Genomic DNA, 17,510 nt, shown 5'->3' on the forward strand with positions numbered 1-17,510 from the left:
CCGGCGGCGGCTGGACAACCGCCGGGGCGGGTGCTGCCATGTCAGGCCATGACCACCCTCGACCCCGGCGCCCGCCGCGCCATCCTCGACGCCTGCCGGACGCTCGAGACCGAAAGCCTGGACTGGCTGTTCCGCCTGGTCCGCTGCCCCTCCACCCTGGGCAACGAGCACGGGGCGCTGGCGGAGATGGAGCGCCTGTACCGCCATCTCGGCCTCGCGCCGCGCCGCGTCGCCACCGACCCCCGCGCGCTGGAAACCCACCCCGGCTGGTCGCCGCCGCTGATGGGCTATGAGGGGCGGGACAACGTGGTGGCGGTGCATGCCCCGCGCGCGGCCCGCGGCCGCAGCCTCACCTTGCAGGGCCACGTGGACGTGGTGCCCGAGGGCGCGGCCGACATGTGGGCCTCCCCGCCCTACCAGCCCGAGATCCGCGACGGCCGGGTGTTCGGCCGCGGCGCCGGCGACATGAAGGCCGGCATCGTCGCCTATTGCATGGCCTTCGCCGCGCTGCGCCGCGCCGGGCTGCAGCCGGCGGCCGAGGTGCAGATGCACTCCGTCATCGAGGAGGAATGCACCGGCAACGGCGCCCTGGCCTGCATGTTGGCGATGCCGCGGACGGACGCTGTCGTCATCCCCGAGCCGGGCCCCAACATGGACGGCTACTACACGGCCGAGGTCGGCGTGGTTTGGGCCTGGGTCACGGTCAGCGGCCGCCCCGCCCATGTGCGCGACATGCAGGCGGGCGTGAACGCCATCGAGGCCGCCAACATCGTCGCCAACGCCTTCAAGGCCTACGAGGCGGCGCAGAACGACGGCGCGCGCATCCACCCGGCCTTCCGCGGCCTCAACCACCCGGTCAACGTCAATTTCGGCACGGTGCAGGGCGGGGAGTGGAACTCCTCCGTGGCCACGCGCTGCCGCATCGGCATGCGGGTGGGCGTGATGCTGGGCAACACCGCGCGGCAGGTGAAGGCCGACATCGAGGCCCTGGTGGCCGAGGCCGCGCAGCACGAGCGCCTGCGCGGAGCCAGGGTGGAGCTGGAGTTCAAGGGCTTCATGGCCGACCCCTGCGAGTTCCCCAAGGACACCGCCATCGCCCAGCTTGCCTTCCGTTCCTACGCCGAGGCCACCGGCGGCACCCTGCGCGACTACCCGGCCACCGGGCTGACAGACGGCCGCCACTTCGTGCTGCACCAGGACACGCCCTGCGCCGTGTTCGGCCCCGATGCCCAGGACATCCACGGCATCGACGAGAACGTGGGCGTGGAGAGCATCCACGGCATCACGCGCTCCATCGCCCTGCTGATGGCCGAATGGTGCGGCGTTGAACCGGTCTGACCCCGCGCCCTCCGGCGCGCGCCTGTGGGCCGACCTGCACGAGGTCGCGCGCATCGGCGCCACCCCGCGCGGCGGCTGCGACCGCCAGGCGCTGACCGCGCTGGATGGCGAGGCCCGCGCCTGGCTGCGCGACCGTGCCCTGGCGCTGGGCTGCACGCCGCTGCTGGACCGCTTCGGCAACATGGCGTTCCTGCGCCCCGGCAGCGACCCCGCGCGCCAGCCCGTGGCCTTCGGCAGCCACCTCGACACCCAGCCCACGGGCGGCAAGTTCGACGGCGTGCTGGGCGTGCTGGCGGGGCTGGAGATCCTGCGCGCCCTGCACGAGGCCGGCGCCGAGACGGCGGCGCCGCTGCTGCTGGTGAACTGGACCAACGAGGAAGGCGCCCGCTTCGCCCCGCCCATGCAGGGCAGCGGCGCCGCCATGGGCATCTTCACCCCCCAGCAGGTGCTCGACACCCGCGACCCCGCCGGCGCCCGCTTCGGCGACGAACTCGCGCGCATCGGCTGGGGGGGCGACGACGCGCTGCCGGACATGGCGGCCTACCTGGAGCTGCACATCGAGCAGGGCCCGGAGCTGGAGCGGGAGGGGCTGAGCATCGGCACCGTCACCCACGCCCTGGCCCAGCGCTGGTACGAGGTGGAGGTGACGGGCGAATCCGCCCATGGCGGCAGCCGCATGGAGGGACGGCGCGACGCGCTGATGGCCGCCCTGCCGCTGATGGCGGCGGTGGAGGCGCTGGCGCTGGAGCATGGCGGCCGCGGCACCGTGGGCCAGCTGCGCATCGGCCCCGGCAGCCGCAACGTGGCGCCCGAGACCTGCTGGTTCAGCGTGGACACCCGCCACGGCGACGAGGCGCTGCTGGCGCGCATGGGCGGGGAACTCCGCGCCCGCGCCGCCGAAATCGCCGCCGCGCGGAACGTCCGGGTGGAGGTGCGCGACTTCTGGCACTCGCCGGGCCAACCATTCGACGCGCGCCTGTGCGGCTTCATCCGCGATGCGGCGCGCAAGCGCGGCTACGCGGCGAAGGACATGCCCACCGCCATCGGCCACGACGCCGTCTACGTCGCCCGCCGCGTGCCCACCGCGATGGTGTTCGTGCCCTGCCATGGCGGGCTGTCGCACAACGAGGCGGAATCCATCACCCCCGAATGGGCGGAAGCCGGGCTGCTGGTGCTGGCCGACGCCGTCCTCGCCGCCGCGGAGTAGCCCCCATGCGCATCGCCTTCGCCGGCTTCCTGCACGAGAGCCATTCCTTCGCCCCCCGCGCCACCGGCTGGGCCGAGTTCCTGCACCCCGGCGGCCTGCCCGAACTGGTGCGCGGCGAGGGGATGCGCGAACGGCTGCGCGGCACCTCCACCTGCGCCGGCGCGGCGATGGAGGCCGCCACGGACCACGACTGCGTGCCGCTTGCCTGGTGCTTCGCCAACCCCGCCGGCCCGGTGACGCGCGAGGCCTTCGAGCGCATCACCGCCCTCATCTGCGCCGCGCTGAGCGACGCCATGCCGGTGGACGCCGTCTTCCTCGACCTGCACGGCGCCATGGTCAGCGACGACTTCCCCGACGCCGAGGGCGAGGTGATCCGCCGCGTCCGCGCCATCGTCGGCGCGGCGGTGCCGATCGCCGTCACGCTGGACCCGCACGCCAACATGACGCGCGCCATGTGCGAGGGCGCCGACGTGGTGGTGCCCTACCGCACCTATCCCCACGTGGACATGCGCGAGGTGGGCCGGCGCGCCCTGCGCCTGCTGGAGGAGCGCGCGGCGCGCGGCCGCCCCTGGGCCATGGCCTTCCGGGAACTCGACGTGCTGCTGCCCATCACCAGCCAATGCACCATGGTCGAGCCGATGGCCTCGGTGATGGACGCCCGGGCGCGGCTGGCGCCCGCCGTGGCGGAACTCGCCTACTGCTTCGGCTTCCCCTATGCCGACTTCCCCGGCTGCGGCCAGGCCATCGCCTGCTGGGCTGAGACGCCCGAAGCCGCCGCCCAGGCCGCCGACGCCCTGGCCGCCGAGATCGCCGCCCGCGAACCCGCCTTCACCGGCGGCGTGCTGGAAGCCGCCGACGCCGTCGCCCAGGCCATCGCGCAGGCGGGCTCCGGCAGGCCGGTCGTCATCGCCGACACGCAGGACAACCCCGGCGGCGGCGGCCACGGCGACACCACCGGCCTGCTGGCGGAACTGCTGCGCCAGGGCGCGCAGGGCGTGGCCCTGGCGCCGATGAACGACGCCGAGGCCGCCGCCGCCTGCCACGCGGCGGGCGAGGGCGCGACGGTCACGCTCGACCTCGGCGGCAAGAGCGACGGCGCGCCGCTGCGCGTCTCCGGCGTGGTGGAGCGCCTGGGCAATGGCCGCTTCACCTTGGAAGGCCCGATGGGCGTCGGCAACCCGGCCGATCTCGGCCCCTCGGCGCTGCTGCGGGTGGAGGGGGTGCGGATCGTCGTGGTCAGCCGCAAGATGCAGGCGCATGACCAGGCGATCTTCCGCATGCTGGGCGTCGAGCCGGCGCAGCAGCGCATCCTGGCGCTGAAATCCTCCGTGCATTTCCGCGCGCATTTCCAGCCCATCGCCAGCGCGGTGCTGGTGGCGGCCGCGCCCGGCCCGGTGGTGGCGGACCCCGCCACGCTGCCCTTCCGCCACCTGCGCGCCGGGCTGCGGCTGCGGCCGGGCAGCAACGAAAGGTTTGCACCATGTTCAGCCATGTGACGGTCGGTGCCAACGACTATGCGGGGGCTCGGGCCTTCTACGACGCCGTGCTGGCGCCACTGGGCGTCGTGCGGTTCCAGGAATGGCCGGACGCCGGCTGGGCCGCCTACCGCCGCAAGGGCGAGGCGCCGACTTTCTGGATCGCGAAGCCGAAGGACGGCGCCCCGGCCACCCGTGGCAACGGCGCCATGACGGCCTTTGCCGCACATGACGAGGCGGCGGTAGACGCAGCCCATGCCGCCGGCTTGGCGGCGGGCGGCAGGTGCGAGGGCCCGCCGGGGCCACGGCCGCAGTATGGCGACTTCTACGCCGCCTACCTGCGAGACCCGGAGGGCAACAAGCTCTGCATCGTGGTCAGGCGACCGTCGCCGGCGGGCGCCCCCGTGTGACGAATTCCTCCTGCGCCGGCGTCTCCACCGCGCGCGGGTCATAGTCGCGGCGCACGCGCGCGACCGGGTCGGCCTCGCCCAGCGCCTTCAGCAGCAGGGCCAGCATCGTACCGGTGCGGCCCAGCCCGGCGCGGCAGCCGATGAAAACCGCCTCGCCGCGCGCCAATGCCGCCAGCACCGCGTCCAGCGCGGCGCGCGCCGCCGCTTCCTCGGGCACGCCGAAATCCGGGATGTCCAGCAGCATGTCCGCCTCGGCGGCGCGCGGGTTCGCGGCGTCCAGGCACAGGCTCCAATGGCCGGGCGGCAGCGCGGCGAAGGGGCCGCCGCGCACCACCGCCTCGCGCCCGGCGACGCGCACCCGCAGCGGCGTCACCCGCCCAGCGCCCGCCGCATGATCCGCACCGGCTTGCCCGAACCGGGGTCCACCGCCGCCTCCGCCACCTGCCAGCCGAGCCGCGCATACAGCCCATCCGCCGCGCCGGTGTAGAGCCACAGCGTCCGGACGCCGGCGGCCGCCGCATGGGCCTCCACGTGCCCCACCAGCCGCCCGGCATGGCCGCGCCCACGGGCTTCCGGCACGACGAAGACCCCCGCGAGCCAGGGCGCGAGGTCCGGGCGGCTGGGAAGATCCTGTTGCACCAGGCTGGCGGTGCCCACCGGCTCCGCCCCCTCGAAGGCGACGAAGCAGCCCGTCGGCCCTTCCGGGGGCGCCAGGATCAGCGCCGCCATCGCCTCGGGCGTGCGGGCCTGCGGGATGCCCCCGAAGGCCCCGATCAGCCAGCCGGCGACCCGGCGCGCCAGCGCCGCATCGCCGCCGACCGCGCGGATCAGGCCGCCTGGCCGGAGGACAGGCCGCCGCCCTCCATCAGGCTCTGCACCACGTCCCACGCCACCAGCTTGTTGAGGAAGTTGTCCAGGTAGTTCGGGCGCACGTTGCGGAAGTCCAGGTAGTAGGCGTGCTCCCACACGTCGCAGCCCAGGATGGGCGTGCCCTCGCCGGTGGAGACGGGGTTGGCGCCGTTGGGCGTCTTGGTCACCGCCAGCTTGCCGTCCGGCTTCACGATCAGCCAGGCCCAGCCGGAGCCGAACTGCGTCACGCCGGCCTGCTTGAACGCCTCCTTGAACTGCGCCAGCCCGCCGAAGCTCTCGGTGATGGCGGCGCCCAGCTTGGCCGGCAGCGCCTCGCCGCCGCCGGTCGGGCTCATCACCTGCCAGAACAGGATGTGGTTCCAGTGCTGCCCGGCCTGGTTCAGCACCGGCAGGCCATCGGCCCCGGCCTTGCCGGCTTCGGCGACGATCTGCTCCAGCGTCTTGCCCGCCAGGCCCTTGCTCTCCACCAGCCCGTTCAGCGCGGTGACATAGGCGTTGTGGTGCTTGCCGTGGTGCAGCTCCAGCGTTTCCTGGCACATGCCGCGCTCGGCCAGCGCGCTGGTGGAATAGGGCAGGGGGGGCAGCGTGAAGGCCATGGGCGTCTCTCCGGTTGGAAGGCTCGGCGGGCAGATTGGCAGCCCATGGCGGAAGGTCAACACGTTGCGGACGCGCCGCCCAGGCGGCAGATGCCCCGCATGCCCGAGCTCTCGCCCGCCGCCGCCATCGCCCGCGCCCAGGATCCCGACCGCTTCCTGTGCGCCCTGTGGTGCCCGCCGGGGCGGCGCGAGGCCGCCTTCGCGCTGATCGCCTTCAACCACGAGCTCGCCCGCGCGCGCGAGGTAACCGGCAACCCCCTGGTGGCGCTGATGCGCCTGCAATTCTGGCGCGACGCCATCGCCGCCCCCACGCCGCGCGCGCACGAGGTCGCGGCGCCGCTGCACGCCGCCATCGCCGCCGGCGCGCTGGACCGCGCCGACCTGCTGGCCATGGTGGACGCGCGCGAGGCCGAGGCGGAGGAGGAGGGCTTCGCCACCACCGGCGCCTTCCACGCCTACCTGGCCGGCACGGCGGGCGGCTTCTGCGTGGCGCTGGGCCGCGCCCTGGGCGCGCCGCCCGCCCTGCTGCCGGCGCTGCAGCGGGCGGGGATGCTGCACGGGCTGGCCGGGGTGCTGCGCTCGGTGGCCGCGCACGCCGCCCAGGGCCGGGTGCTGCTGCCGGCCGATGCCGCGGACGCGGCGGCCGTGCTGAAGGACCCCGCCGCGGCCGCCCCGGCGGTGCGCGCCCTGGCCGCCGCCGCCCCGCCCGCGCCGGACCTGTCCGCCCTGCCGCGGCCGGCCATCGCCGCCGCCCTGCCGCTGGTGCTGGCGCGGCGCGACCTGCGCCGGCTGGCCGCCGGCCGCCCCGCCCCGCGCACCACGGCAGACCGGCTGGCCCTCAGCTGGGCCGGCTGGCGCGGGCGCATTCCCGCCCGCCGCGAAGCTTGGTAGAGGAACGCCCGAGCGAACGAGGTGCCCGATGCCCGCCTACCAGTATGTCTATGTGATGAAGGATCTCACCAAGGCCTATCCGGGTGGCCGCGAGGTGTTCAAGGGCATCACCCTGTCCTTCCTGCCCGACGCCAAGATCGGCGTGCTGGGGCCCAACGGCGCCGGCAAGTCCACCCTGATGAAGATCATGGCCGGCATCGACACCGAGTTCGGCGGCGAGGCCTGGGCCGCCGAGGGCGTGCGCGTCGGCTACCTGCCGCAGGAACCCCAGCTCGACCCCGACAAGACGGTGGGCGAGAACGTGCGCTCCGTCTTCGGCACGCTGGAGGCGCAGCTCAAGCGCTTCAACGAGATCTCCGAGCGCTTCATGGAGGAGATGTCGGAGGACGAGATGAACGAGCTGCTGGCCGAGCAGGGCCAGCTGCAGGAGGCCATCGACGCCGCCGATGGCTGGGAGCTGGACCGGCGCATCGACATCGCGCTGGACGCCCTGCGCTGCCCGCCGGCCGACAGCGCGGTGACGCACCTCTCGGGCGGCGAGAAGCGCCGCGTGGCGCTGTGCAAGCTGCTGCTGGAGAAGCCTGAGCTGCTGCTGCTGGACGAGCCCACCAACCACCTGGACGCCGAGAGCGTCTCCTGGCTGGAGAAGACGCTGCGCGAGTATCCCGGCGCGGTGCTGGTCGTCACCCACGACCGCTACTTCCTGGACAACGTGACCAACTGGATCCTGGAGGTGGATCGCGGCCGCGGCTTCCCCTACCAGGGTTCCTACTCCTCCTACCTCGAGCAGAAGAAGAAGCGGCTGGAGCAGGAGAACCGCGAGGACACGGCCCGCATCCGCGCCCTGGCGCAGGAGCAGGAGTGGATCGGCCGCTCGCCCTCCGCCCGGCAGGCCAAGAGCAAGGCGCGCATCTCCCGCTACGAGGAGCTGCTGGAGAAGTCGAACGAGAAGGGGCCGGAGGAGATGCAGATCCTCATCTCGCCCCCGCCGCGCCTGGGCAACACGGTCATCGAGGCGGAGAACCTCCGCAAGGGCTACGGCAACCGCCTGCTGATCGACGACCTGGACTTCAAGCTGCCGCCCGGCGGCATCGTCGGCGTCATCGGCCCCAACGGCGCCGGCAAGACCACGCTGTTCAAGATGATCACCGGGGTGGAGCAGCCGGATTCCGGCACGCTGCGCGTCGGCGAGAGCGTGAAGCTGGGCTACGTGGACCAGAGCCGCGACAGCCTGGATGACAAGAAGACCGTCTGGCAGGAGATCTCCGGCGGGGACGACGTCATCAACATCGGCAAGCGCTCCATCCAGTCGCGCGCCTACACGGCGGCCTTCAACTTCAAGGGCAGCGACCAGCAGAAGCGCGTCGGCGTGCTCTCGGGCGGCGAGCGCAACCGCGTGCACCTGGCCAAGATGCTGCGCACGCCGCACAACGTGCTGCTGCTGGACGAGCCGACCAACGACCTCGACGTGGACACGCTGCGCGCGCTGGAGGAAGCGCTGATGGAGTTCGCCGGCTGCGTCGTCGTCATCAGCCACGACCGCTGGTTCCTCGACCGCCTCGCCACCCACATCCTGGCCTTCGAGGGCGACAGCCACGTCGAGTGGTTCGAGGGCAACTTCCAGGCCTACGAGGCCGACAAGAAGCGCCGCCTGGGCAAGGAGGCCGACCAGCCGCACCGCATCAAGTACCGGCCGCTGGTGCGCTGACGCGCGCCGGCGCCCGGCACGCGCTGCGATGCGCCTTCTCGTGCCCTCGCCGCCATCGCCCCGGGCCATGGGCACACCGGGCGGCCGCATCCGCGGCCTTGGCTTCGCGCCCATGAAGGGGCGCGGCGCGCGCCGTGCGCGTGCATCCGGCCAGCGTGGCGTTTGCCGTGCCGGGGTGGCGCTTGTCGGCCGGCGCTCGCCTGCGGCGTTGCGCCTCTCGCGGAGCGGCGCGGCGGTGAGGGGTGCGCCGGCGCTGGCTGGTTGGCGCCCCGCTGCGGCGTCGGGCCGCGCGTGACCCACCCGCTGCTGCGCGCGCCGCGCATCGTCACCACCCCGCGCCTTTCCCTGCTGCCGCCGGGGCCGGAGCACCTGCCCGACCTCATCCGTCTCAAGGCGGACGAGGCCGTCTTCGGCTTCATGCTCCACGGCACCCGCACGCCGGAGCGCACGCGCGAGGAGCTGGAGGACGACATCGCCTTCTGGCAGGTGCGCGGCTACGGCACCTGGAGCGTGTTCGAGCGCGCGACCGGCGACTTCCTCGGCATCGCCGGGCTGATGGAACGACCGGACGGCCGCGGCGTCGCCCTGCGCTTCGCCCTGTGGCCGGCCTGCCGCGGCAAGGGCTACGCGCGGGAGGCGGCGCGCGCCGCGCTGGAGTTCGGCCACGCCGCCGGCCTGCCCCGCATCATCGGCGTCGCGCGGGAAAGCAACCACGCCTCCCGCGCCGTGCTGGCCGATGCCGGGATGCGCGAGTGCGACCGCTTCCTCAACCACGGCCACCACATGCTGGTCTACGAATCCCTTCGTCCCGCCCCGAAGCCGTGCGCGGCGGGCCGGGCTATGCTCCGCCCATGCCCAACCTCGCCGCCCTCGCCGCCCTGATCGGCGACCCCTCCCGCGCCCTGATGCTCCAGGCGCTGCTGCCGGGCGAGGCGCTGACGGCGGGCGAGCTGGCGCGGGTGGCCGGCATCGGCGCCCCCGCCGCCTCCGCCCACCTGCGCGCGCTGGAGGAAGGCGGGCTGCTGCTGGCCCACGCCCAGGGCCGCCACCGCTGGTTCCGCCTGGCGGGCGAGGAGGTGGCCCAGGCGCTGGAAGCCCTGCTTGGCTTGGCCGAGCGCCAGGCCCGCCGCCCCTGGCCGCACGACACCGCGCTGCGCCGCGCCCGGCTGTGCTGGCACCACCTGGCGGGGCAGCTCGGCGTGGCGCTGCACCAGCGCCTCACCACCGACGGCACGCTGCGCGCCGCCCCCGGCGGCTGGGCGCCCACCCCGGCCGGCGAGGCCCGCCTGCGCGCCCTGGGCGTGGAGGTGGACGCCGCCGCCCGCGCCCCGCGCCCCTGCGCCGACTGCATGGACTGGAGCGAGCGCCGCCCGCACCTGGCCGGCGGGCTGGGCCGGGAACTCGCTGCGCTGTTCCTGCGCCGCCGCTGGCTGGTGCCGCTGGAGGCGCCACCCGGCGACGTCCTGCGCCGCCGCCGCCTCCAGCCCACGCCGGAAGGCGCGCGGGCGCTGCACGCCGCCTTCGGCCTGGCGCCGTGACGCCCTCCGCCCGGCTGCTGCTGGCCACGGTGGGCATGGGCGGCATCTCCAACTTCCACCGCGCCGCCGTCGGCGTCGTGGCGCCGGAGCTGGCGGCGGAGCTGTCCATGGGCCCCGGCGCGCTGGGCGCGGCCAATGCCGCCTTCTTCGGCGCGCTGCTGCTGGCGCAGATCCCCGTGGGCGTGGCGCTGGACCGCTGGGGGCCGCGCCGGCTGGTGGCGGCGCTGACGGCGCCCGCCGTGCTGGGCGCCGCCGCCCAGGCCCTGGCGTGGGACGCGGCCTCCTTCCTGGCGGCGCGCTTCCTGCTGGGGCTGGGCTGCGCTGCCTCCTTCATGGCCGCGGTGGTGCTGGCCGGGCGCTGGCACCGCGGCGGGGCGCTGACCCGCGCCATCGCCATCACCTTCGCCTGGGCGCAGGCCGGCATCCTGCTGGCCGGGGCGCCGCTGGCCGTGCTGTCGGGCACTGTGGGCTGGCGCGGCGCCTTCGCCCTTTCGGCCGCGCTGACGGCGGCGCTGGGCGCGCTTTGGTGGGCCTTCGCGCGCGACGACCCGCCCGGCGCGCCGCCGCGCCCCGCCCCGGCGGAAACCCTGGCCGACATCCTGCTGGGCCAGCTGCGGGTGTGGCGCACGCCGGGGCTGTGGCGCATCCTGTCGCTGCACACGGTGGCCTACGCCGCCATGGCCACGCTGCTGGCGCTGTGGGCCGGGCCCTTCCTGCACGACGCGCACGGCCTGTCGCCCGCCGGGCGCGGCTGGGTGCTGCTGGCCATGGGCGCCGCCGTGCCGCTGGGCCAGCTGCTGGTGCCGCCGCTGGAGCGCGCCCTGGGGCGGGACCGCGCGGTGGCGGCGATGTGCGGTGCCGTCATCGCCGCCCTGCTGGCGCTGGCCGCCGGCCCGCCGCTGTGGCTGGCGGCGGCGCTGCTGACGCTGGTGTGCGGCGCCTCGGCCTATTCGGTGCTGCTGGTGACGCAGGGGCGGCTGCTGTTCCCGGACCACATGGTGGGGAGGGGCGTCACCACGGTGAACCTGGCGCAGGTGGTGGGCTCGGCCGCGCTGCCGGCGCTGATGGGGCTGGCGGTGGGGGCGGCGGGCTACGGCGCGGGGTTCGGGCTGTTGGCGGCGGCGCTGGCGCTGGGCCTGTGGGGGTATCTGACCGGGACTGACGCAAGCCCGCGCTAACTGCCCCTTCATGGAACCGGACCAGTTCGCCTTCGCCCGCCTGGGCCCCGCCGCGCGGGACCGCCTGGGCCTGCCCGACGCCCTGCACCCGCTGCCGCTGCCCCTGGCCTGGGGCGCGCCGGAGGAGGTGCTGCTGCGCGCCTACCAGCTCTGCGCCGAAAGCTTCACCGGCTGGCCGGCGCTGGAGCCCGCCTGGGCCGCGCTGGTGCGCCGCCTGGGCAGGGCGCGCGGGGACCTCGGCACCGCCATGCTGCTGGAGGGCCCTGCCCGTCGCCTCGCCCTCGGCCCGGTGGCGCTGGACGGGCCGTTGCTCTGCCTGCAACGCGGCACCACCGTGCTGGCGGCGATGTCGCGCGAGGCGGATGGCAGCATCCGCCTCGCCACCTTCCGCCCGCTGGACGAGCGCGCCCTGGGCTTCCTGGATGGCGCCGGCGCGTTGCCCGACCCCGGGCACGGCGTGGCGATGCGCGCGAACGCGTGGGAGTACCTGCAGGACCAGGCGGCGGGCCTGGGCCAGGCCTACGCCGCCGACCGCGGCGACACCTACCTCTCGCCCTGGGAGTTCGGCCTGGGCCTGGACAGCGCGCGCCGGCGCGTGCCGGCCTTCTGGCGCCAGCGCCGCCTGAAGCCGCGCCCGCTGGCCGAGGTGGTGGCGCAGCTGGCGGCGCGCGACCGCTGGCCCAGGCTGCCGGCGCTGCGGGTGGAGCTGGGCTGAGCGCCGCCTCAGTACATCGTCTGCGCGTAGGTTTCGGGCATGCGCGCGTCCAGGGCGGCGCCGTCCAGCCGCCCCTCCATGTGCGCCGCCAGCAGCGCGCCCAGCGTCGGCAGCCCCGCCGGCCGCGCCCGCCCCTCCCACAGGCCCGAGCGCATCACCGACTTGGCGCACTGCATGAACAGGCTGGTGACGGCCACCCGCAGCAGCGTCGTCGGCGGCTTGCCCTGCGCCGCGTGGGCGGCGCGCAGGGCGGGGTCGGCGGTGATGGTGGCGGTGCCGTGCACGCGCAGCGCCTCGCCGGCGCCGGGCACCAGGAACAGCAGCGCCACCCGCGGGTCGTGCAGGATGTCGCGCAGCGCGTCCAGGCGGTTGTTGCCGCGGCGGTCCGGCAGCAGCAGGGTGGCGTCGTCGGGGGCGGCCACGAAGCCCGGCGCGTCGCCGCGCGGGGTCACGTGCGGGCCCTCCGCCCCCACCGTGCCCAGCAGCACGAAGGGCGCGGCGGCGATGAAGGCGCGGGTCGGCGCGTCCAGCCGCCGCCCCACCTTGTTGCGCACCAGCTCGGTCGGCGCGGCGTAGAGCGCCTCCAGCTGCGCGGGGGTGGTGACGGCGTGCGGGTCCATGTCCGCAAGCTTGGCGGAACCCGGGCCGGGACGCTATAGCGCGGCGCATGGCCGGCCATTCCCAGTTCAAGAACATCATGCACCGCAAGGGCGCGCAGGACGCCCGCAAGGCGCGCGTCTTCGCCAAGATCGGGCGGGAGATCACCGTCGCCGCCAAGCAGGGCCAGCCCGATCCCGCCTTCAACCCCCGTCTGCGCGCCGCGCTCGCCGCCGCCCGGCTGGCGAACATGACCAAGGACGCCGTGAAGCGCGCCATCGACAAGGCCAGCGGGGCAGGGGGCGGCGAGGACTTCGCCGAGGTGCGCTACGAAGGCCGCGGCCCGGCCGGCGTGGCGGTGATCGTCGAGGCGCTGACGGACAACCGCAACCGCACCGCCTCCGACCTGCGCTCCCTGTTCGCCAAGCATGGCGGCGCGCTGGGCGAGACGGTGAGCTTCCAGTTCGACCGCCTGGGCGCGCTGCGCTTCCCGCCCTCCGTCGCCGATGCCGACGCGATGCTGGAGGCCGCCATCGAGGCCGGCGCGCAGGACGTCACCACCACGGAGGAAGGCCACGAGGTGCTGACCGCCCCCGACGACCTGGCCGCGGTGCGCGAGGCGCTGGAGGCCCGCTTCGGCGAGGCCCAGGCCGCCCGCCTGGAATGGCGCCCCAACCTCTCGGTGCCGCTGGACGAGGACGCCGCCCAGTCCGTGCTGAAGTTCGTGGACCTGCTGGACGAGCACGACGACGTGCAGAACGTCTACGCCAACTTCGAGGTGGGCGAGGACTTGCTGGCGAAGCTCTCCGCCTGATGGCCCATGCGGTGCGCATCCTGGGGCTCGACCCCGGCCTGACCCACACGGGCTGGGGCGTCATCGAATCCTCCGGCTCGCACCTGCGCTTCCTGGGCGCCGGGGCCGTCTCCACCACCCCGGCGGAGGAACTCTCCGCGCGGCTGTGCCGCATCCACGCCGCGCTGGTGGCGCTGATCGGCGAGTGGACGCCCGACGAGGCGGCGGTGGAGCACACCTACGTCAACAAGAACCCGCAGGCCGCCCTGAAGCTGGGCCAGGCGCGCGGCGTGGTGCTGCTGGCCCCCGCCATGGCCGGGCTGCCGGTGGCGGAATACCAGGCCATGGAGGTCAAGCGCGCCGTGGTCGGCACCGGCCACGCCGACAAGGTGCAGGTGCAGGACATGGTGAAGCGCCTGCTGCCGCACGCCGTGCTGCGCCGGGCCGACGCGGCGGACGCGCTGGCCATCGCCATCTGCCACGCGCACCACCGCGGCACGCGCGCCATGCTCTCGGCGCTGGCGCGGGCATGATCGCCTCCCTCACCGGCACGGTGCAGGCCACCGACGCCGGCAGCGCGGTGATGGAGGTGGCCGGCGTCGGCTACCTCGTCGCCTGCTCGCGCCGGACGCTGGACCGGCTGACGGCGCGCGAGGGCGTGCAGCGCCTGCTGGTGGAAAGCCGCTGGTCGGCCGAGCAGGGCCTCACCCTCTACGGCTTCCTGGACGCGGAGGAGCGCGGGGCGTTCCGCGCGCTGAACGAGGTCAAGAACGTCGCGGCCAAGACGGCGCTGGCGGTGCTCTCCACCCTGTCGCCCACGGAACTGGCGCGCGTCATCGCCGCCAAGGACCGCAAGGGGCTGAGCGCGGCCAAGGGCGTGGGCCCCACCACCGCCAACCGCATCATCGACGAGCCGGCGATGCAGAAATGGGCGGTCGGCCGCGCCACGCCGGAGGAGGGCGGCGCCGTCGCTGCCCTGGCGCCGGCCGGCGGCGCGGCGGCGGACGCCGTCAGCGCCCTGCTTAACCTGGGCCTCAAGCGCCCGGAGGCCGAGAAGGCGGTGGCGCGGGCGCTGGCCCTGCTGGGCGAGGAGGCCGACCTCAACGCCCTGCTGCCCGCCGCCCTGCGCGAGAGCGCGCGGTGAGGCGCCGCTTCCCGGGACAACGCCTTCCTGCGCGCGCGCCCGCCGGCGATGGCGTGAGGCGCCCCGTGCCCTATATGTTCCCCCATGCCCGACACTGACCGCCTGTCCTCCGCCCGCCGGCAGGAGGAGGATTCCGGCGAAACCAGCCTGCGCCCCCAGCGCCTGTCCGACTTCACCGGCCAACAGCGCGCGCGCGAGAACCTGGAGGTGTTCATCCAGGCCGCCGGCGCGCGCGGCGAGGCGCTGGACCACGTGCTGCTGCACGGCCCGCCCGGCCTGGGCAAGACCACCCTGGCGCAGATCGTGGCGCGCGAGCTGGGGGTGGGCTTCCGCGCCACCTCCGGCCCGGTGCTGCAGCGCGCCGGCGACCTCGCGGCCATCCTGACCAACCTGCAGCCGCGCGACGTGCTGTTCGTGGACGAGATCCACCGCCTGCAGCCCGCCATCGAGGAAACCCTGTACCCGGCGATGGAGGATTTCCAGCTCGACCTCATCATCGGCGAGGGGCCGGCGGCGCGCACCGTGCGCATCGACCTGCCGCCCTTCACCCTGGTCGGCGCCACCACGCGCTCGGGCCTGCTGAGCACGCCGCTGCGCGACCGCTTCGGCATCCCGCTGCGGCTGAACCTCTACACGCCGGAGGAGCTGCTGCGCATCGTGTCGCGCGGGGCGCTGAAGCTGGGCTTCGCCCTGGGCGAGGAGGGAGCCAGGGAGATCGCCGACCGCTCGCGCGGGACGCCGCGCATCGCCGGGCGGCTGCTGCGCCGCGTGCGGGACTTCGCCGCCGTGGCCGGCAGGCCGGCCGACCGCGCCCTGGTGGACGCCGCCCTGGGCCGGCTGGAGGTGGACGCGCGCGGCCTGGACGCCATGGACCGCCGCTACCTTGCGAGGATTGCCGAGCACCACAAGGGCGGCCCGGTGGGGGTGGAGACCCTGGCGGCGGCGCTGAGCGAGAGCCGCGACACGCTGGAGGACGTCATCGAGCCCTTCCTGATCCAGGAGGGCTTCGTGCTGCGCACCCCGCGCGGCCGCGTGCTGGGCGACCCCGGCTGGCGCCACCTGGGGATGAGCCCGCCCGAGGCCCGCCCCGGCGACCTGTTCGACGCGTGACCCACGACCACCCCGTCCGCGTCTACTACGAGGACACCGACGCCGGCGGGGTGGCCTACCACGCCTCCTACCTGCGCTGGGCCGAGCGGGCGCGGACGGAAAGCCTCCGCGACCTCGGGCTGCCGCATTCGGCGATGCAGAAAGAACATGGCTGCTTCCTGGTGGTGAAGCGCCTCGCGGTGGAGTATGCACGCCCGGCGCGGCTGGATGACCTGCTGGTGGTCCGCACCACGATCCGCCGCGCCGCCGCCTCCGTGCTGCTGCGGCAGGAGGTGCTTCGGGGGGAGGAAGGGCTGGCCGTGCTGGAGGTGACGCTCGCCTGCGTGGACGCGGCGACGCTGGCCGCCCGCCGCCTGCCCGAACCCTGGCTGGGCGCGCTGCGCGCGCGCGTGATGGATGGAGGCTCTGCCCGGTGAACCCTGTGACGTCCGCCCCGCTGGCCGCCGCCGCGCACGACATGTCGCTCTGGGGCCTGTTCCTGCAGGCGGACTGGGTGGTCAAGACCGTGATGGTCCTGCTGCTGCTCGCCTCCGTCGTGGTCTGGGCCATCGCGTTCGAGAAGTTCACCGCCCTGCGCAAGGCCCGCGCCGAGGCAGACGCCTTCGAGGACCGCTTCTGGTCCGGCGGCTCGCTGGACGAGCTGTTCCGCCGCGAGGGCGAGGCCCCCGCCCACCCGATGGCCGCCGTGTTCAGCGCCGGCATGCGCGAGTGGCGCCGCTCCACCGAGGCCGGGGCCGCGGCCGGCGCCGCCATGGTGGCCGGCACCAAGGAGCGCGTGGAGCGCGCCATGGGCGTGACCATCGGCCGCGAGATGGAGCGGCTGGAGAAGCGCATGACCTTCCTGGCCAACACCGGCTCGGCCGCGCCCTTCGTCGGGCTGTTCGGCACGGTGTGGGGCATCATGAACTCCTTCACCGCCATCGCCGGCATGCAGAACACCAACCTCGCCGTCGTGGCGCCCGGCATCGCCGAGGCGCTGTTCGCCACCGCCATCGGCCTGGTCGCGGCCATCCCGGCGGTGCTGATCTACAACATGCTCGGCTCCTCCCTGGCGAAGTACGCCGGGCGGCTGGAAGCCTTCTCGGCCGAGTTCGGCGCCATCCTGGCCCGGCAGACCGAGGCCGCGGCCGCCCCCAGGCCCCGCGCGGCGGAGTAGGGGGCGATGGCCGGTCCCATGCTGGGGCGCGGCGGCCGGCCCGGCCGCCGCTACCGCCCCATGGCGGAGATCAACGTCACGCCCTTCGTGGACGTGATGCTGGTCCTGCTCATCATCTTCATGGTGGCCGCACCCATGATGACCTCGGGCGTGCCGGTGGACCTGCCGCGCACCACCGCCCAGCCGCTGAACCAGGAGCAGGAGCCCCTGACCATCTCGGTGGACCCGCAGGGCCGCATCTTCCTCCAGGAGACCGAGGTGGAGCTGCCCTCCCTGGTGGAGCGCCTGCGCGCCATCGCCGCCAGCCAGCCGCAGGGCCAGCCGGAGCGCCGCATCTTCGTGCGCGGCGACCGCGCCATCTCCTACGGCCGCGTCATGGAGGTGATGGGCACCATCAGCGCCGGCGGCTTCACCCGCGTGGCCCTGCTGGCGGAGCAGACCAACGCCACCGCGCCCGCCGCCCAGCGCCCGGCCCAGCCGCCGCGCCGCTGACCCATGGACGAAGGGCGGTTCCGCCTCTTCCTCGGCGCCTCCTTCGGCCTGCACCTCCTGCTGGGGGTGCTGATGCTGCTGGAGCTCGACCGCAAGCGCATCGAGGAGCCGCAGGAGCAGGCCATCTCGGTCGAGCTGGTGGCGCCCGCCCAGCAGGCACAGGGGGAGGTGCCGGCCCCGCGCCCCGCCCCCAGCCCGGTGCCCGCCCCGCCCACGCCCGAGCCCCCGGCGCCGGAGCCGCCGCGCAACGCCCCGGTGGCGCCGCCGCCGCCGCCGCCACCCCCGCCGCCCG

Annotated in this window: 22 protein-coding genes; 18 read left to right on the plus strand and 4 right to left on the minus strand. The window is 74.9% G+C overall.

The features are described from left to right. Positions 1-48 precede the first annotated feature (48 nt). Genes ACI6QG_RS18695 through ACI6QG_RS18710 form a run of 4 tightly spaced genes read left to right on the plus strand, consistent with a single transcriptional unit; the run spans position 49 to position 4,430 of the window. Positions 49-1,338, plus strand: a complete 1,290-nt coding sequence (locus ACI6QG_RS18695; protein WP_407026106.1) for an ArgE/DapE family deacylase — start codon at positions 49-51, stop codon at positions 1,336-1,338. Continuing rightward, positions 1,325-2,545 (plus strand): Zn-dependent hydrolase, encoded by a 1,221-nt coding sequence (locus tag ACI6QG_RS18700; protein ID WP_407026107.1) that lies wholly within the window; start codon positions 1,325-1,327, stop codon positions 2,543-2,545. The genes ACI6QG_RS18695 and ACI6QG_RS18700 overlap by 14 nt, the downstream gene beginning before the upstream one ends. A 5-nt stretch (positions 2,546-2,550) precedes the next feature. Continuing rightward, positions 2,551-4,041: a M81 family metallopeptidase gene (locus tag ACI6QG_RS18705; protein WP_407026108.1), complete on the plus strand. Its 1,491-nt coding sequence runs from the start codon at positions 2,551-2,553 to the stop codon at positions 4,039-4,041. Then, a complete protein-coding gene (locus tag ACI6QG_RS18710) occupies positions 4,026-4,430 on the plus strand; it encodes a VOC family protein (protein ID WP_407026109.1) in 405 nt (134 codons plus the stop codon). Before ACI6QG_RS18705 ends, ACI6QG_RS18710 begins: the two co-directional genes overlap by 16 nt. On the opposite strand, the gene ACI6QG_RS18715 is transcribed toward ACI6QG_RS18710, so the two are convergent. The 3 genes from ACI6QG_RS18715 to ACI6QG_RS18725 all read right to left on the minus strand — a co-directional run bounded on the left by ACI6QG_RS18715 (position 4,396) and on the right by ACI6QG_RS18725 (position 5,896). After that, positions 4,396-4,803: a protein-tyrosine phosphatase family protein gene (locus ACI6QG_RS18715; RefSeq protein ID WP_407026110.1), complete on the minus strand. Its 408-nt coding sequence runs from the start codon at positions 4,801-4,803 to the stop codon at positions 4,396-4,398. The two genes, ACI6QG_RS18710 and ACI6QG_RS18715, sit on opposite strands and share 35 nt — an antisense overlap. Further along, positions 4,800-5,159: a GNAT family N-acetyltransferase gene (locus ACI6QG_RS18720; protein WP_407026111.1), complete on the minus strand. Its 360-nt coding sequence runs from the start codon at positions 5,157-5,159 to the stop codon at positions 4,800-4,802. Before ACI6QG_RS18720 ends, ACI6QG_RS18715 begins: the two co-directional genes overlap by 4 nt. 98 nt (positions 5,160-5,257) lie before the next feature. Then, on the minus strand, positions 5,258-5,896 hold the full coding sequence (locus ACI6QG_RS18725; protein ID WP_407026112.1) for a superoxide dismutase: 639 nt from the start codon (positions 5,894-5,896) through the stop codon (positions 5,258-5,260). A gap of 99 nt (positions 5,897-5,995) precedes the next feature. On the opposite strand from ACI6QG_RS18725, the gene ACI6QG_RS18730 reads away from it, so the two are divergent. The 6 genes from ACI6QG_RS18730 to ACI6QG_RS18755 all read left to right on the plus strand — a co-directional run bounded on the left by ACI6QG_RS18730 (position 5,996) and on the right by ACI6QG_RS18755 (position 11,926). After that, entirely contained in the window at positions 5,996-6,787 is a 792-nt protein-coding gene (locus ACI6QG_RS18730) for a squalene/phytoene synthase family protein (protein WP_407026113.1), read from the plus strand. A gap of 28 nt (positions 6,788-6,815) precedes the next feature. Next, a complete protein-coding gene (gene ettA / locus ACI6QG_RS18735) occupies positions 6,816-8,495 on the plus strand; it encodes an energy-dependent translational throttle protein EttA (protein ID WP_407026114.1) in 1,680 nt (559 codons plus the stop codon). A gap of 291 nt (positions 8,496-8,786) precedes the next feature. Further along, complete coding sequence (locus tag ACI6QG_RS18740) at positions 8,787-9,377, plus strand: GNAT family N-acetyltransferase (protein WP_407026115.1); 591 nt, start codon at positions 8,787-8,789, stop codon at positions 9,375-9,377. After that, a complete protein-coding gene (locus ACI6QG_RS18745; protein ID WP_407026116.1) occupies positions 9,347-10,033 on the plus strand; it encodes an ArsR/SmtB family transcription factor in 687 nt (228 codons plus the stop codon). The genes ACI6QG_RS18740 and ACI6QG_RS18745 overlap by 31 nt, the downstream gene beginning before the upstream one ends. After that, on the plus strand, positions 10,030-11,211 hold the full coding sequence (locus ACI6QG_RS18750) for an MFS transporter (RefSeq protein WP_407026117.1): 1,182 nt from the start codon (positions 10,030-10,032) through the stop codon (positions 11,209-11,211). Before ACI6QG_RS18745 ends, ACI6QG_RS18750 begins: the two co-directional genes overlap by 4 nt. A gap of 10 nt (positions 11,212-11,221) precedes the next feature. After that, complete coding sequence (locus tag ACI6QG_RS18755; protein ID WP_407026118.1) at positions 11,222-11,926, plus strand: hypothetical protein; 705 nt, start codon at positions 11,222-11,224, stop codon at positions 11,924-11,926. Between the two features lie 8 nt (positions 11,927-11,934). On the opposite strand, the gene ACI6QG_RS18760 is transcribed toward ACI6QG_RS18755, so the two are convergent. Next, entirely contained in the window at positions 11,935-12,546 is a 612-nt protein-coding gene (locus ACI6QG_RS18760) for an MSMEG_1061 family FMN-dependent PPOX-type flavoprotein (RefSeq protein WP_407026119.1), read from the minus strand. A 47-nt stretch (positions 12,547-12,593) separates the two neighbouring features. On the opposite strand from ACI6QG_RS18760, the gene ACI6QG_RS18765 reads away from it, so the two are divergent. From ACI6QG_RS18765 to ACI6QG_RS18800, 8 genes are all read left to right on the plus strand, one after another. Continuing rightward, positions 12,594-13,337: a YebC/PmpR family DNA-binding transcriptional regulator gene (locus ACI6QG_RS18765; RefSeq protein ID WP_407026120.1), complete on the plus strand. Its 744-nt coding sequence runs from the start codon at positions 12,594-12,596 to the stop codon at positions 13,335-13,337. Beyond that, the gene (gene ruvC, locus ACI6QG_RS18770) at positions 13,337-13,849 is read left to right on the plus strand and encodes a crossover junction endodeoxyribonuclease RuvC (protein WP_407026121.1); all 513 of its coding nucleotides are present in this window, start codon (positions 13,337-13,339) and stop codon (positions 13,847-13,849) included. The genes ACI6QG_RS18765 and ruvC overlap by 1 nt, the downstream gene beginning before the upstream one ends. Continuing rightward, the gene (gene ruvA, locus ACI6QG_RS18775) at positions 13,846-14,460 is read left to right on the plus strand and encodes a Holliday junction branch migration protein RuvA (RefSeq protein ID WP_407026122.1); all 615 of its coding nucleotides are present in this window, start codon (positions 13,846-13,848) and stop codon (positions 14,458-14,460) included. Before ruvC ends, ruvA begins: the two co-directional genes overlap by 4 nt. Positions 14,461-14,544: 84 nt before the next feature. Further along, the gene (ruvB, locus tag ACI6QG_RS18780) at positions 14,545-15,570 is read left to right on the plus strand and encodes a Holliday junction branch migration DNA helicase RuvB (protein WP_407026123.1); all 1,026 of its coding nucleotides are present in this window, start codon (positions 14,545-14,547) and stop codon (positions 15,568-15,570) included. Further along, positions 15,567-15,986: a YbgC/FadM family acyl-CoA thioesterase gene (locus ACI6QG_RS18785; RefSeq protein ID WP_407026124.1), complete on the plus strand. Its 420-nt coding sequence runs from the start codon at positions 15,567-15,569 to the stop codon at positions 15,984-15,986. Before ruvB ends, ACI6QG_RS18785 begins: the two co-directional genes overlap by 4 nt. A 41-nt stretch (positions 15,987-16,027) precedes the next feature. Next, positions 16,028-16,726 carry a protein TolQ gene (gene tolQ, locus ACI6QG_RS18790; protein WP_407026127.1) on the plus strand — a complete coding sequence of 233 codons (699 nt, stop codon included), beginning with the start codon at positions 16,028-16,030 and terminating at the stop codon, positions 16,724-16,726. Between the two features lie 6 nt (positions 16,727-16,732). After that, entirely contained in the window at positions 16,733-17,218 is a 486-nt protein-coding gene (gene tolR / locus ACI6QG_RS18795; RefSeq protein ID WP_407026125.1) for a protein TolR, read from the plus strand. A 3-nt stretch (positions 17,219-17,221) separates the two neighbouring features. After that, positions 17,222-17,510, plus strand: a 289-nt coding sequence (locus ACI6QG_RS18800) for a hypothetical protein (RefSeq protein ID WP_407026126.1), incomplete at its 3' end; no start/stop codon positions are given.

Origin of the sequence: Sabulicella flocculans, assembly GCF_045449635.1 — a bacterium.
GTDB lineage: Bacteria > Pseudomonadota > Alphaproteobacteria > Acetobacterales > Acetobacteraceae > Roseococcus.

Bases quoted from the DNA above. Each gene is read 5' to 3' on its own strand.
- ACI6QG_RS18695 (WP_407026106.1), top strand. From the start codon at position 49: ATGACCACCCTCGACCCCGGCGCCCGCCGCGCCATCCTCGACGCCTGC.
- ACI6QG_RS18705 (WP_407026108.1), top strand. From the start codon at position 2,551: ATGCGCATCGCCTTCGCCGGCTTCCTGCACGAGAGCCATTCCTTCGCC.
- ACI6QG_RS18710 (WP_407026109.1), top strand. From the start codon at position 4,026: ATGTTCAGCCATGTGACGGTCGGTGCCAACGACTATGCGGGGGCTCGG.
- ACI6QG_RS18720 (WP_407026111.1), bottom strand. From the start codon at position 5,159: ATGGCGGCGCTGATCCTGGCGCCCCCGGAAGGGCCGACGGGCTGCTTC.
- ACI6QG_RS18725 (WP_407026112.1), bottom strand. From the start codon at position 5,896: ATGGCCTTCACGCTGCCCCCCCTGCCCTATTCCACCAGCGCGCTGGCC.
- ACI6QG_RS18730 (WP_407026113.1), top strand. From the start codon at position 5,996: ATGCCCGAGCTCTCGCCCGCCGCCGCCATCGCCCGCGCCCAGGATCCC.
- ettA (WP_407026114.1), top strand. From the start codon at position 6,816: ATGCCCGCCTACCAGTATGTCTATGTGATGAAGGATCTCACCAAGGCC.
- ACI6QG_RS18745 (WP_407026116.1), top strand. From the start codon at position 9,347: ATGCCCAACCTCGCCGCCCTCGCCGCCCTGATCGGCGACCCCTCCCGC.
- ACI6QG_RS18755 (WP_407026118.1), top strand. From the start codon at position 11,222: ATGGAACCGGACCAGTTCGCCTTCGCCCGCCTGGGCCCCGCCGCGCGG.
- ACI6QG_RS18760 (WP_407026119.1), bottom strand. From the start codon at position 12,546: ATGGACCCGCACGCCGTCACCACCCCCGCGCAGCTGGAGGCGCTCTAC.
- ACI6QG_RS18765 (WP_407026120.1), top strand. From the start codon at position 12,594: ATGGCCGGCCATTCCCAGTTCAAGAACATCATGCACCGCAAGGGCGCG.
- ruvC (WP_407026121.1), top strand. From the start codon at position 13,337: ATGGCCCATGCGGTGCGCATCCTGGGGCTCGACCCCGGCCTGACCCAC.
- ruvA (WP_407026122.1), top strand. From the start codon at position 13,846: ATGATCGCCTCCCTCACCGGCACGGTGCAGGCCACCGACGCCGGCAGC.
- ruvB (WP_407026123.1), top strand. From the start codon at position 14,545: ATGCCCGACACTGACCGCCTGTCCTCCGCCCGCCGGCAGGAGGAGGAT.
- tolQ (WP_407026127.1), top strand. From the start codon at position 16,028: ATGTCGCTCTGGGGCCTGTTCCTGCAGGCGGACTGGGTGGTCAAGACC.
- tolR (WP_407026125.1), top strand. From the start codon at position 16,733: ATGGCCGGTCCCATGCTGGGGCGCGGCGGCCGGCCCGGCCGCCGCTAC.